Origin of the sequence: Tsukamurella hominis (genome assembly GCF_965137015.1) — a bacterium.
GTDB classification, from domain to species: domain Bacteria; phylum Actinomycetota; class Actinomycetes; order Mycobacteriales; family Mycobacteriaceae; genus Tsukamurella; species Tsukamurella hominis.
Window position 1 is genome coordinate 17,153 of the sequence record NZ_CBCRZG010000034.1, and the last position, 11,725, is coordinate 28,877.

The window sequence follows — 11,725 nt, forward strand, 5'->3', positions numbered from 1 at the left end:
CCGCCGACATCGATCACTGCGCCGGCGGGCCGCCCGTCACCACGGCGAGGGCTTGTAGTCCTTGAGGAAGCAGCCGTAGAGGTCGACGCCGTTCTCGCCCTGGACGATCGGATCGTAGACGCGCGCGGCACCGTCGACCAGATCGAGTGGGGCCCGGAAGCCCTCGTCGGCGAGTCGCATCTTGGTGTGGTGCGGCCGCTCGTCGGTGATCCAGCCCGTGTCGACGGCGGTCATGAGGATGCCGTCCTGCTCCAGCATCTCCCCGCTGGAGGTGCGGGTGAGCATGTTGAGCGCCGCCTTGGCCATATTGGTGTGCGGGTGGCCGGGGCCCTTGTAGCCGCGGCCGAACTGGCCCTCCATGGCCGAGACGTTGACCACGTACTTGCGTCGCGCGGGCGACGCGGCCAGCGCGGGGCGCAGCTTCGAGATCAGGATGAACGGCGCCACGGAGTTGCACAGCTGCACCTCGAGCAGCTCGAGCGGCTCCACCTCCTCGACGGTCTGCACCCACGAGTTGGTGTGCACGAGGTCGGGCAGGAGCCCGCCGGCGTCGATGGCGGTGCCGTCCTCAATGCGCGCAGCCGACGACGAGCCGCCGCGCAGCGCCAGCGCGGTGAGCGCCGCCGGATCGAGGGCCGCGAGGTCGCCGGAGACGCCGCCGGTGTGCCCGTCGAGCGCCTCCGTGAGGGCGGCGGGGTGCGCTGAGCTGGCCCGGCCGAACCGGATGATCCGGTTCGCCAGCTCGGGCGGTACATCGCCGGCCTCGGCGTCGACCAGCGCCGAGTAGGCGCCGGGGGAGCGGCGCACCGTCTGCGCGGCGTTGTTGATGATGATGTCCAGAGGCCCGCGGGCGGCGACGGCGTCGGCCATCGCGCTGACCTGCGACGGGTCGCGCAGGTCGATCCCCACGATGTGGAGCCGGTCGAGCCATTCGGCGCTGTCGGCGAGGGCGGCGAAGCGGCGGGCCGCGTCCGTGGGGAACCGGGTGGTGATGGTGAGATCGGCGCCGTCGCGGAGCAGGCGCAGCGCGATGTACATGCCGATCTTGGCCCGCCCGCCGGTGAGCAGGGCGCGACGGCCGGTGAGGTCGGTCGTGGCGTCGCGCTTGCCGTGGCTGAAGGCGGCACACTCCGGGCAGAGCTGGTGGTAGAAGGCGTCGATCCGGGTGTAGGGCTGCTTGCAGATGTAGCAGCTCTGCGGGCGCAGCAGCTCGCCCGCACTGTCGCCGACGGTGGGCGTGGTCAGCAGGATCCCGGCCGTCTCGTCGTCGATGCGTTCGGCGTTGCCGGTGGCGGTGCGCTCGAGCACGTCCCGGTCGGCGGCCTTGACCTTCGCGCGGGCCGACTTCCGTCGCTCGCGCTTGAGCAGCTTGAACATGTGCCCGACGGCGCGCTGCACCTCGACGGACTGCGGATCGCCGTCGTCGAGGTGCGCGGCGGCCTCGAGCACGCGGTGGAACGCGGCGAGGTCTTCCGCTGAGATCGGGGCGGTGGTATCGGGCATGGGGACGATTGTCCCTCATCGCCCGAGGGGCACCGTCGCCTCGTGCGCCGTGAGGTCGACCACGACCGCGTCCTCGGACCAGCGGATGTCGGTGATCGTCAGCGCGTCGACGGCCGTCGGCACTATCCGCGCCCGCAGCGCGGTGATCCAGGAGTCGATCGCCCAGGCGATGGGGATCGGCACGGGCACGACGCTGACCGGCATCGACAGGTCCGTGGCGCGCAACGCGACCCGGCCGTCTCGCACCGCCACCGCCACGACGACCCGCACGTCCACGCCGAGGCCGAAGGCGACGGGCAGCCCGACGGTGACCGACACCGAGCGGCGGCGCGGGAGGAGCGCGAGGGAACGGACCACGATCGCCGCGTCGTCGGCCTCCTCGCGAACGGAGTCCACGAGGTGCCGCATCCAGGACAGTCGCAGCTCGGCGGTCGCATCGAGGGAACCGACGGTCACCGCTTCGTCTCCCGGCACCACGTCCGTCGCGTCGGCGGCGAGCACCAGGACCCGCGGGTCGGCCGCGGCGTGGTGGGTGTCGACGTGCAGCCGCGGGATCCGACGGTGCCGTGCGAGCGGCACCAGCATCGGACGGGAGCCGAGGGTGACCGTCGGCACGGCGCCGAGCGGGTCGGTGGCGGCGCGGCGGATCTCCGCGCGCACCCGGATGCGGGCCCAGGACTCCGCGGCGACCAGCGCGAGAGCGAGGAGCAGCACGACCGCGATCGCGGCCGCGACGGACGTCGGCATCCGGTCTCCCTCCCTCGTACGGGGTCATTATGCGTGGCCCGCCGCCGGCCCGGTCGGCGGCAGGTGCGCGCTTGCGCCGCGCACGCCCGGGCGGTCGTGATCTACTCGACCGATGGCGACGATCCAGATCTGTGTGATGGGAGTATCCGGCTCGGGGAAGTCGACGGTGGGGGCCGAATTGGCCTCCCGCCTGGGCCGGAGCTTCGCCGACGGTGACGATTTCCACAGTGAGGCGAACCGCGCCAAGATGGGCGCGGGGCAGCCTCTGACCGACGAGGACCGGTGGCCCTGGCTCGCCACGATCGGCGCCTACCTGCGCGACGAGATGATCGCGGGACGCCCCACGGTGGTGGCCTGTTCCGCACTCAAGCGGGTGTACCGGGACCGGATCCGCGCCGCGGGCGCGTCCGTCTACTTCGTCTTCCTCACCGGCAACGAGGAGCTGCTGCAGGAGCGCATGAGCAGCCGCGCGGGGCACTTCATGAAGGCCGGGATGCTCGCCTCGCAGTTGGAGATCCTCGAGCCGCTGGACCCCGACGAGTTCGGCGTCACAGTCAACGTGTCCGGCGACATCCCCGACATCGTGCATGAGGCCCTCGCCGATTTCGCGGCGACGGAGGTCCCCGGGATCGCCTGAGCGTCAGCCCGCCTCGGCGACGGGGCACCGGGTGCGGCTGTAGATCGTCGGCATGCAGAGATTGCAGTGCGTGCAGCGGTCCGGCTCGCCCGGATGCTCCTGCATGCGCCGCACGAGATCGGGGGTGCGGAGCAGGCCGCGGCCCATCGCGACGAACTCGAAGCCCTCGGCCATCGCCCGGTCCACTGCGGTGCGCTCGGCGATCCCCCCGAGCAGGACCAGCGGCATCGTCAGGGCCGCGCGGAACCGGCGGGCGAGGTCGAGCAGGTACGTCGGGCGATAGGGGTAGTCCCGCAGGAAGACGGGGCCGGCGGCTCGCAGCCCGGCCCGGAGCGCCGGGTTGGGGAAGGCGGCGGCGAACTCGCGGCGCGGCGGCGTGCCGTGGAACAGGTACATCGGGTTGAGCAGCGAGCTCCCGGCGGTGAGTTCGAGGGCGTCGAGGGTGCCGTCGGTTTCGAGCCAGCGGGCGGTGCGCAGGGCATCGTCCGGGCTGAGGCCGCCGGGCACCCCGTCGGTCATGTTGAGCTTGGCGGTCACCGCCAGACGCCCGCCGACGGCGTCGCGGACCGCCTCGGCCACCTCTCTCGCGAGCCGGGCGCGGGCCGCGAGGTCTCCGCCGTAGGCGTCGCGACGGCGATTGAGCAGCGGGCTGAGGAAGGCGCTGATCAGGTAGTTGTGGCCGAAGTGGAGCTCCACGGCGTCGAACCCGGCTTCCTCGGCGAGGTGAGCGGCGTCGGCGTGCGCCCGGACCAGCGCACGGATGTGTGTGGTGTCCGGGCGGAGGGTCGGGCGCAGCGCCAGCGGGCTGATCATCCGGCTCGGCGTCACCGGGCGCCGATGCTGGGCCCCGTCGGCGACGGGCCCCGCGTGCCCCAGCTGCGCGGAGATCGCGGCGCCCTCGGCGTGCACGGCGTCGGTGAGCCGGCGCAGGCCGGGAACGGCCTCGGGGCGCATCCACAGTTGGCGGCGTTCGGTGCGACCCTCCGGTGCGACGGCGCAGTAGGCCACCGTCGTCATGCCGACGCCGCCGCGGGCGAACTCGGTGTGGAAGTCGATGAGGGCGTCGGTCACGAGCGCGTCGGGAGTGCGACCCTCGAAGGTCGCGGCCTTGAGGATCCGGTTGCGCAGGTCGACGGGGCCGAGCCGGGTCGGGGCGAAGGCGTCCTCCATCCCCGAATTAGAACATGTTCTGGTCAGTCGCGGGTGGCGATCGCCGCGGTCAGTCCGCCGAAGGCGAGCACCGCGGCGCCGCCGAGCGCGACGGTGCTCAGCCCGCCGCCCAACAGGGCGTCCAGCGGCGCACCCAGGCTCGCGCCGCCGAAGATCGCCACGGTGTAGAGCGACGCGGCGGCGCCGATCGCCGGCGCACCGAGCCGGGTCACCTCCGCCACCACGGACGGGGCAGCGAGGGCCACCGCCCCGACGAGGAGGAACAGACCCGCGCCGACCGCGACCGTCGCGCCGACCGCGCACAGCAGGGCCCCGGCGACGGCGAGCGCCACCGCGGACAGGATCCGGGGCCGGGCCGGAGCGCCGCCCAGGCGCAGCGTGAGCACGCCCGCGACGAGCACCGCCGGGAGCGAGCTGGCGCGCAGGACGAGGAGCGTGGTGGCCGACCAGCGGCCGTCGGCGGCGAGCGCGGTGTACAGCGCCACGAGCACGCTGAGGAACGTCAGGCCGGTGCAGTAGAGCAGCACCAGCCGCGGGCGGGCGAGCAGGCCCGGGATGGCGCGGTGCACGGCGGCGGGCGACGGTCGTTCACCCACCGGTGCCGCGTCGCCCGGGAGCAACGCCCGGACCGCGAGGGCCGCGGCCGCCGCGGCGCCCGCGAAGGTGAGGAAGACGCCCGTGATGCCGGCCGCGGGCGCGATCAGCTGCGCCGCGACCTGGCTGACGACCGCGGACGCGAGGCCCGCACCGATCGCGGCCGTGTTGAGCGGGACACGTGCCGAGGCCGGGGCCGTGCGGGCGATGTAGGCGAGGGTGGCCGGGGTGAACGCGGCGGCCGCGAGCCCCTGTGCGGCGCGCCCCAGCAGGAACCAGGACGCCGCGGGTGCGAACGCGGTGAGAACGGTCACGACCGCGGTCGCGGCGGCGCTCGCCACCATGAGGCGCCGCGCCCCGAAGCTGTCGGCGAGGGGGCCGAGCGCGAGGATGCCCAGCGCGTACGCCAGCGCGAAGGCGGTGCTGGCGAGGGCCGCCGTCGAGCCCGACGCGCCGGGCAGCGTCCCGATCTCGGCTGCGAGCGGCAGCACGACGTAGAGCTGTCCGACGATCGGCAGCGCCCCGAGGGCGGTGATCGCGCCGGTGCGGATCAGGGCGGGACGAGCGGTGTCGGAGTGGGTGGTCGTGGTCATGCGGCGAACGTAGCAACCGTACGGTTGGCGCGTCAACCGTACGGTTGGCGGTACTCTGTCGGCTGTGACCGACGCCGCCGGATACGAATCGACGCCCACCAGCGAGGCGCTCATCGCCGCCGCCCGCACGGAATTCACCCGCCGCGGCTTCGACGGTGCCCGCGTCGCCCGGATCGCCGCGGAGGCCGGCGTCAACAAGGAGCGGATCTACGGCTACTTCGGGAGCAAGGAGGGGCTGTTCGAGATCGTCATGGCCAAGGCGCTCACCGAGCACGTCGAGCACAGCCCGTTCCTCGAGGGGCAGACGCTCACCGAGCACGTCATGGCCGCGTACGACCACCACCGCCGCGACCCCGAGCTGGTGCGGCTGCTCATGTGGGAGTCGCTGCACTACGACGCCGACCAGGGCGAGACGCCCCCGTTCAGCGACGGCCGACGGGAGTTCTACCGCCGCAAGGTCGAGCGGCTGCGGGCGGTCACGGGCGGCACCGACGACCTACGCGCCGCGATCGCGCTCTACGTCGCCATCGGACTGCAGGCCGCGCCCTTCATGATCCCGCAGCTGGGCGCCGTGATCCTCGGCCGTCCGCTCTCCGACGACGAGGTGCAGGAGTCGCTCCGGCCGCTCGTCGAGCAGACGGTCCGGTTCATCGAGGAGCGCCTCGCCGACGAGGGCTGAGCGTCAGGGCCGCCGCAGCGCGCCGGTGAACATCATCGACTTGTACGGATGGCCGACCGCGGTGTTCCACTGCGAGACGACGAGTCGCGCGGACTCCAACGTCGAGCCGGGGACGAGGTAGCCGCCGTACAGCTGGGCGACCCGGCCCGCCGCGTGGTCCTCGTCCTGCCAGGACGAGCCCTGCAGCAGCGTCACCGGATCGGACCACACCCCGTCGATCCGGTCGGCGAAGCGCGCCGCGATCCGGTAGCCGGCGGCGTCGAAGTAGGTCAGCACCCAGGTGCCCTCCACCAGCGACAGGGAGAGCTCCCCGTAGCCCTGGCCGAGCGCGAGATCCGTGGGCGGGTTGCCCCACGCCCAGCCCGTGTCCTGCCGCCAGCCCCAGGACTCCCACTCGACGTTGACGCCCTTGCGGAGGGTGCCGAGGGTCTCCGTCCGCATCCGGTGCAGTCGCAGGCCCTTGTCGCGCGTGAGGCCACCCGTGGAGACGTTGTAGGTGTAGCCGTCCGGGGTCGGGCACAGGGCCCACATGCACCAGGCACCGTCCGCGTGGCCGGCGTTGTACTGCGCGACCTCCCGCCACGTCGCGGCACCGTCGTCGCTGCGCCACAGGCCCGTCTGCACGACGGTGTCGAGGCTCTGCATGGTCATCGTGTGCAGGTACAGGACCCCGTCGACCCGGATGCACGTCGTGGGCAGGATCGTCGTGAACCGGCCGGTGTCGTGCGAGTAGTCGAGCAGCTGGCGCGCGCGCTCGGGATCGGGGCCGGCGGGGCGGCTCATGACGCCGTTGCGGTCGCCGAACAACCCGACGGGGGAGCGCCACTCGCCGGCGCCGATGCTCAGCCCCTCGAAGGTGTCCCCGAAGACGTAGAGCACCTCGTCGCCGACGCGGCACGCGATGCCCAGATCGGTACCGCCGACACCGAACCGGGTGACGGGCGTGATGTCGCGGAGCTTGCGGAGGCGGATGGGCTCGATCGACTGGGGCACGTCCGTCAGCCTGCCAGACGGGGCGCCGTCGCGCGCCGCTCCGGCGGTGCGGGGACAGGTTCGGGGGAACTGTTCCGAATGTCCGGTACGCCGCGGAATCCGTCGCGGCCGGGCGCGAACGGGAGCACCATGAAACGTATGGAAACGTTCACGGGACGCGAACTGTACGAGGCCTTCCACGCGGACTACGACGCCGTCACCGATCGCGATGCGCGGATCTTCGACGCCGAGGGCCGGCTGCTGGCGGCGGGGCGACTGTCGGGGCTCCGGCTCGACGAATCGGGCGGCACCGAGACGGTCGAGTACAGCTTCCTGTCGCTGCACGACGACGTCGTCTGGGCGCCGTCGCACCGCATCGAGCTGGCGCCGCAGCCCGTCCAGTAGAAACGCGAAAACCCCGGCCGGGGCCGGGGTTTTCGTCGTTGTGCGCGGAGGGGGACTTGAACCCCCACGTCCATTAGTAGGACACTAGCACCTCAAGCTAGCGCGTCTGCCATTCCGCCACCCGCGCTGGGAAGCTCGTTAACCGTAATCCACGGGGGCCCGGGAAACCAAATCGGCACGTCGGGGGCACCGTGGGCGCGTCGAGACCGACGCCCGTCCGTGGTACTCATATGGGTGTGGCTACTGCAGTGAACGCGCTCGACGAGGTCGTCGAGACCGTGAGCGCCCTGATCCGATTCGACACCTCCAACACCGGTGAGCTCGAGACCACCAAGGGGGAGGCCGAGTGCGCCCGCTGGGTCCAGGCGCAGCTGGAGGAGGTCGGGTACGAGACCGTGTACGTCGAGTCCGGGCAGCCCGGCCGCGGCAACGTCTTCGCGACCCTCAAGGGCGCGAACCCGAAGCGGGGCACGCTGCTCGTGCACGGGCACCTCGACGTGGTGCCCGCGGAGCCCGCCGACTGGAGCGTGCACCCGTTCTCGGGCGCCGTCGAGGACGGCTACGTGTGGGGCCGCGGCGCGGTCGACATGAAGGACATGTGCGGCATCATGCTCGCGCTCGCGCGCCAGCTGAAGTCGACGGGCACGGTCCCGCCGCGCGACATCACGTTCGCCTTCCTGGCCGACGAGGAGGCCGGAGGGACGTGGGGATCGCACTGGCTGGTCAAGCACCGGCCGGAGTTGTTCGCGGGCGTCACGGAGGCCGTGGGCGAGGTCGGCGGTTTCTCGCTGACCGTCGACACCCCGTCGGGCGACAAGAAGCGCCTGTACCTCGTGGAGACCGCCGAGAAGAGCATGTGCTGGATGCGCCTGACCGCGAAGGCGCGGGCCGGGCACGGGTCGTTCGTGCACGAGGACAACGCGGTCACCCTCCTGTCGGAGGCGGTCGCCCGTCTCGGCCGGCATACGTTCCCGCTGGTTCTGACCGACAGCGTGATCGAGTTCCTGCGCGCCCTCGACCGGGAGTCGACGATCGACATCGACCTGGACGGGCCGGACCTCGAGGGCCAGCTCGCGAAGATCGGCGGGCTCGCCCGCATCGTCGGCGCCACGCTCCGCGACACCGCCAACCCCACCATGCTCAAGGCGGGCTACAAGGCGAACGTCATCCCGCAGACCGCCGAGGCGGTCATCGACTGCCGCGTCCTACCGGGCCGGCAGGCCGCGTTCGAGAAGGAGCTCGACGAGATCCTGGGCCCGGACATCGAGCGGGAGTGGATCACCAAGCTCGACTCCTACGAGACCCAGTTCGACGGCGACCTCGTCGACGCCATGAACGACGCGATCCTCGCGTTCGACGCCGACGGCCGCACGGTGCCGTACATGCTGTCGGGCGGGACCGACGCGAAGGCCTTCGCCAAGTTGGGGATCCGCTGCTTCGGCTTCGCGCCCCTGCAACTGCCCGAGGAGCTGGACTTCGCGGCCCTGTTCCACGGCGTCGACGAGCGCGTCCCCGTCGACGCGCTGAAGTTCGGTACACAGGTCTTCGAGCACTTCCTGATGAACTCCTAGAGATCCGCGCACCACGAGAGGAAATCGCCATGACTTCGTTCGATCCGTACGCGGGGCTGCCCGCCCTGCCGGCGCTGACCGTCACCTCCGAGAGCATCGTCGACGGGGCCGAGCTCCCCGTGGCGCACCGCAGCGGGATCATGGGCGCGGGCGGCGAGGACGTCTCGCCGCAGCTGTCCTGGAGCGGCGCGCCCGCGGGCACCAAGTCCTACGCCGTGACCTGCTACGACCCCGACGCGCCGACCGCCTCCGGGTTCTGGCACTGGGCGGTCGCGAACATCCCCGCGTCCGTCACGTCCCTCGCCGCCGGCGCGGGCGACGGTGCGCCGGGCTCGCTCCCGGAGGGTGCGCTGACACTCAACAACGACGCGAGCCTGCCGCGCTACATCGGCGCCGCGCCGCCCGCCGGGCACGGCCCGCATCGGTACATCTTCGTCGTACACGCGCTCGGCGTGGAGAAGCTGGACCTGCCGGCCACGGCGACGCCCGCCTACCTGGGTTTCAACCTGTTCGGTGCCGCCATCGCCCGCGGCTCGATCACGGCGACCTACGCGCAGGTCTGATCAGCGACGAAGGCCGCGCCCGGAACTCCCGGGCGCGGCCTTCGTCGTGCGTCAAGGCGTCAGCGATCGACGCCTACCGCCTCGGAGATCGAGGAGAAGCCGTCGGCGCGCAGGCGCGCGGCCAGCTCCTTGTGCACGGACCGGGTCCACGCGGGTCCGCCGTAGATGAATTGGGTGTACACCTGCACCAGCGAGGCGCCGGCGCGGATGCGCTCGTAGACCTCGTCGGCGGTCTCGATGCCGCCGACCGAGATCAGCACCAGGTCGTCGCCGACGCGGGCGGAGAGGCGCCGCAGGACCTCCAACGAGCGCGCCTTCACCGGACGCCCGGAGAGGCCGCCCGCGCCCATGGCCTCGACCTCGGCGGCCGGCGTCGCCAGGCCCGCGCGGCTGATCGTGGTGTTGGTGGCGACGATGCCCGCGAGGCCGAGCTCCTTCGCGAGGTCCGCCACGGCGTCGACGTCCTCGTCGGCGAGGTCGGGCGCGATCTTCACCAGCACCGGCACGGTGACGGTGTCGACGACGGCCTGCAGCACGGGGCGCAGCGATTCGGTGGCCTGGAGGTCGCGCAGGCCCGGGGTGTTGGGGGAGGAGACGTTGACGACGATGAAGTCGGCCAGCGGTCCGAGCAGCATGGCGCTGATCCGGTAGTCGTCGGCCGCGCCCTCGAGCGGGGTCACCTTGGTCTTGCCGATGTTCGCGCCGATCGGCACCGCGGTGGGTCCGGCGTCGCGCTTGCGCAGCTCGTTCGCGGCGGCGCCGGCGCCGTAGTTGTTGAAGCCCATCCGGTTGATCAGCGCACGATCGGCGGGGAGCCGGAACAGGCGCGGCGTCGGGTTGCCGGGCTGCGCGTGAGCGGTGACGGTGCCGATCTCGGCGAAGCCGAAGCCCAGCGCGCCCCAGCCGTTGACGGCGCGGGCGTTCTTGTCGAAGCCGGCGGCCAGGCCCACTGGGGCGGGGAAGCGGACGCCGAAGACGGTCTGCTCGAGGATCGGGTCCCGGTGCGCGAGGCCCCGTCGGATCCCGGCCCGGACGGGCGGGACGGCGGTGGTGCCCCGGATCAGGCCGAAGACCCAGTGGTGGATCCGCTCGGGCGAGACGAGGAACAGCACGTTCAGGAGCGACCGGTAGATCGCCTGGGACATCGCCGGCATGGTGTTCACAACCCCTTCGTGGCGTCCGGCGGCAGCATGCCGGACGTTTTCGTGCGTTTGCGGCGCAGCAGGACCCGCCGCGAACCGTCGGTGTACAGCCGCACGCGGGACAGCTCCCACCCGCCGAACTCGGCCTCGATGGTCAGCCGCATCGCCGCGGTCACCCGGGAGACCTCCCGCGGCAATCGCAACGGCAGGAAATCGTACTCCTCGTCGCTGAACGCGCCGCCCTCCCGTGCGCCTGCGGTCGTGGTCATGGGGCTCCTAGCGGGTCGGGATCGCCTGGATGCCGGCGCCCGTCGCCGACTGCACGTACAGGGTCCCGGTCTTCGCGTCCACCGCGAGCGCGTTCGGCTGGCGCACGGTGGGGTACAGCTTGCGCTGCTCGGGAATGCCGGTGTTCAGCGCGTAGCCGACCACCTCGTTCGTCGCGGTCCGGGTGACCCACATCAGCTTGTCGGTCGCGTCGTAGTCGACGGCCCAGGGCGAACCCGTCTCCGGATACAGGAACTTCTGCATCAGAGGGGCGATCGTGTAGCCGATGACCTGGTTCTTGCCCGTGTCGACGGCGAACAGACGTCCGTACGGGTCGACGGCGGCGTTGGTGATGCCGCGGCCCACGCGCAGGCCCTTGCCGAGCTTGCCGCCCGCGACGTCGACCTCGGCCACGGAGGACTGCAGCCGGTCGACGACGGCCACGTCGCCGTCGTGCACGAGGATCTTGCTCGCCTCGACGGGGCCGGTGATGATCTTCGGGTTCGACGACGCCCCGAGCGCGACGATCCGGCCGTCCGACGTCCCGGCGAGGACGGAGAGGCCGTCCTCGCGGTACGGGGCGACCGTGAGTACATCGCCGTCGACGTCGTAGGTCGCGCGGCCGACGGTGCCGTCGCTTCCGGGGAGCTCGACGACCTGCTTGCCGGCCGCGACCAGGAATCCGCCGTCCGGGTTCGCGACGACCTGACTCGGCCGTGCCGGCATGCTCGACCGCCCGACCTCCTTGAGCCCGCCGTCGACGGTGTACTGCACGATCTCGGTCCCGCTGATCGCGGCCAGGCGGCGGTTCTTCGCGTCGAAGGCGAGGCCCTCGCCCGCGGCGGCGGGGGCGACCACTCCGGNNNGGNCGAGTCAGGTCGT

Annotated in this window: 13 protein-coding genes and 1 tRNA gene; 5 read left to right on the forward strand and 9 right to left on the reverse strand. The window is 72.2% G+C overall.

All coding sequences use genetic code 11. From position 1 onward, the window contains the following. Positions 1–36: 36 nt before the first annotated feature. Entirely contained in the window at positions 37–1,503 is a 1,467-nt protein-coding gene (locus ACM9LD_RS23990) for an SDR family NAD(P)-dependent oxidoreductase (RefSeq protein WP_415679025.1), read from the reverse strand. A 15-nt stretch (positions 1,504–1,518) separates the two neighbouring features. Further along, a complete protein-coding gene (locus ACM9LD_RS23995; RefSeq protein ID WP_415679026.1) occupies positions 1,519–2,250 on the reverse strand; it encodes a hypothetical protein in 732 nt (243 codons plus the stop codon). A 112-nt stretch (positions 2,251–2,362) separates the two neighbouring features. On the opposite strand from ACM9LD_RS23995, the gene ACM9LD_RS24000 reads away from it, so the two are divergent. Further along, positions 2,363–2,887: a gluconokinase gene (locus ACM9LD_RS24000; RefSeq protein WP_415679027.1), complete on the forward strand. Its 525-nt coding sequence runs from the start codon at positions 2,363–2,365 to the stop codon at positions 2,885–2,887. Positions 2,888–2,890: 3 nt separating this feature from the next. Here ACM9LD_RS24000 and ACM9LD_RS24005 read toward each other — a convergent pair whose 3' ends face one another. Both ACM9LD_RS24005 and ACM9LD_RS24010 read right to left on the reverse strand, forming a co-directional pair. Then, a complete protein-coding gene (locus ACM9LD_RS24005; protein WP_415679028.1) occupies positions 2,891–4,057 on the reverse strand; it encodes an NADH:flavin oxidoreductase in 1,167 nt (388 codons plus the stop codon). Between the two features lie 23 nt (positions 4,058–4,080). After that, positions 4,081–5,244 (reverse strand): MFS transporter, encoded by a 1,164-nt coding sequence (locus ACM9LD_RS24010; RefSeq protein ID WP_415679029.1) that lies wholly within the window; start codon positions 5,242–5,244, stop codon positions 4,081–4,083. A 64-nt stretch (positions 5,245–5,308) separates the two neighbouring features. Here ACM9LD_RS24010 and ACM9LD_RS24015 point away from each other — a divergent pair, with 64 nt between their 5' ends. Further along, a complete protein-coding gene (locus ACM9LD_RS24015) occupies positions 5,309–5,923 on the forward strand; it encodes a TetR/AcrR family transcriptional regulator (protein WP_415679030.1) in 615 nt (204 codons plus the stop codon). Between the two features lie 3 nt (positions 5,924–5,926). Here the strand turns inward: ACM9LD_RS24015 and ACM9LD_RS24020 are convergent, their stop codons facing one another. After that, positions 5,927–6,916, reverse strand: coding sequence for a DUF4185 domain-containing protein (locus ACM9LD_RS24020; protein ID WP_415679031.1), 990 nt, complete (start codon positions 6,914–6,916; stop codon positions 5,927–5,929). 129 nt (positions 6,917–7,045) lie between these two features. Here ACM9LD_RS24020 and ACM9LD_RS24025 point away from each other — a divergent pair, with 129 nt between their 5' ends. Further along, the gene (locus ACM9LD_RS24025) at positions 7,046–7,300 is read left to right on the forward strand and encodes a hypothetical protein (protein ID WP_415679032.1); all 255 of its coding nucleotides are present in this window, start codon (positions 7,046–7,048) and stop codon (positions 7,298–7,300) included. 41 nt (positions 7,301–7,341) lie between these two features. Here the strand turns inward: ACM9LD_RS24025 and ACM9LD_RS24030 are convergent. Continuing rightward, a tRNA-Leu gene (locus ACM9LD_RS24030) sits at positions 7,342–7,427 on the reverse strand. Between the two features lie 103 nt (positions 7,428–7,530). Here ACM9LD_RS24030 and ACM9LD_RS24035 point away from each other — a divergent pair. Continuing rightward, complete coding sequence (locus ACM9LD_RS24035; protein ID WP_224645180.1) at positions 7,531–8,871, forward strand: M20/M25/M40 family metallo-hydrolase; 1,341 nt, start codon at positions 7,531–7,533, stop codon at positions 8,869–8,871. Between the two features lie 29 nt (positions 8,872–8,900). Then, on the forward strand, positions 8,901–9,434 hold the full coding sequence (locus tag ACM9LD_RS24040; protein WP_224645181.1) for a YbhB/YbcL family Raf kinase inhibitor-like protein: 534 nt from the start codon (positions 8,901–8,903) through the stop codon (positions 9,432–9,434). A 59-nt stretch (positions 9,435–9,493) separates the two neighbouring features. Here ACM9LD_RS24040 and ACM9LD_RS24045 read toward each other — a convergent pair whose 3' ends face one another. The 3 genes from ACM9LD_RS24045 to ACM9LD_RS24055 form a co-directional block, all read right to left on the reverse strand. Continuing rightward, on the reverse strand, positions 9,494–10,579 hold the full coding sequence (locus ACM9LD_RS24045) for a quinone-dependent dihydroorotate dehydrogenase (RefSeq protein ID WP_415679033.1): 1,086 nt from the start codon (positions 10,577–10,579) through the stop codon (positions 9,494–9,496). Positions 10,580–10,593: 14 nt separating this feature from the next. Beyond that, positions 10,594–10,845, reverse strand: a complete 252-nt coding sequence (locus ACM9LD_RS24050; protein WP_415679034.1) for a DUF5703 family protein — start codon at positions 10,843–10,845, stop codon at positions 10,594–10,596. A 7-nt stretch (positions 10,846–10,852) separates the two neighbouring features. After that, positions 10,853–11,706 (reverse strand): YncE family protein (locus ACM9LD_RS24055; RefSeq protein WP_415679035.1); only part of this gene is annotated, 854 nt, incomplete at its 5' end. Positions 11,707–11,725: the final 19 nt, after the last annotated feature.

What these genes read in the sequence shown, in the direction of transcription:
- ACM9LD_RS23990 (WP_415679025.1), bottom strand. Translation starts at nt 1,503, where the DNA reads ATGCCCGATACCACCGCCCCGATCTCAGCGGAAGACCTCGCCGCGTTC.
- ACM9LD_RS24050 (WP_415679034.1), bottom strand. Translation starts at nt 10,845, where the DNA reads ATGACCACGACCGCAGGCGCACGGGAGGGCGGCGCGTTCAGCGACGAG.
- ACM9LD_RS23995 (WP_415679026.1), bottom strand. Translation starts at nt 2,250, where the DNA reads ATGCCGACGTCCGTCGCGGCCGCGATCGCGGTCGTGCTGCTCCTCGCT.
- ACM9LD_RS24035 (WP_224645180.1), top strand. Translation starts at nt 7,531, where the DNA reads ATGGGTGTGGCTACTGCAGTGAACGCGCTCGACGAGGTCGTCGAGACC.
- ACM9LD_RS24025 (WP_415679032.1), top strand. Translation starts at nt 7,046, where the DNA reads ATGAAACGTATGGAAACGTTCACGGGACGCGAACTGTACGAGGCCTTC.
- ACM9LD_RS24040 (WP_224645181.1), top strand. Translation starts at nt 8,901, where the DNA reads ATGACTTCGTTCGATCCGTACGCGGGGCTGCCCGCCCTGCCGGCGCTG.
- ACM9LD_RS24005 (WP_415679028.1), bottom strand. Translation starts at nt 4,057, where the DNA reads ATGGAGGACGCCTTCGCCCCGACCCGGCTCGGCCCCGTCGACCTGCGC.
- ACM9LD_RS24045 (WP_415679033.1), bottom strand. Translation starts at nt 10,579, where the DNA reads ATGTCCCAGGCGATCTACCGGTCGCTCCTGAACGTGCTGTTCCTCGTC.
- ACM9LD_RS24000 (WP_415679027.1), top strand. Translation starts at nt 2,363, where the DNA reads ATGGCGACGATCCAGATCTGTGTGATGGGAGTATCCGGCTCGGGGAAG.
- ACM9LD_RS24010 (WP_415679029.1), bottom strand. Translation starts at nt 5,244, where the DNA reads ATGACCACGACCACCCACTCCGACACCGCTCGTCCCGCCCTGATCCGC.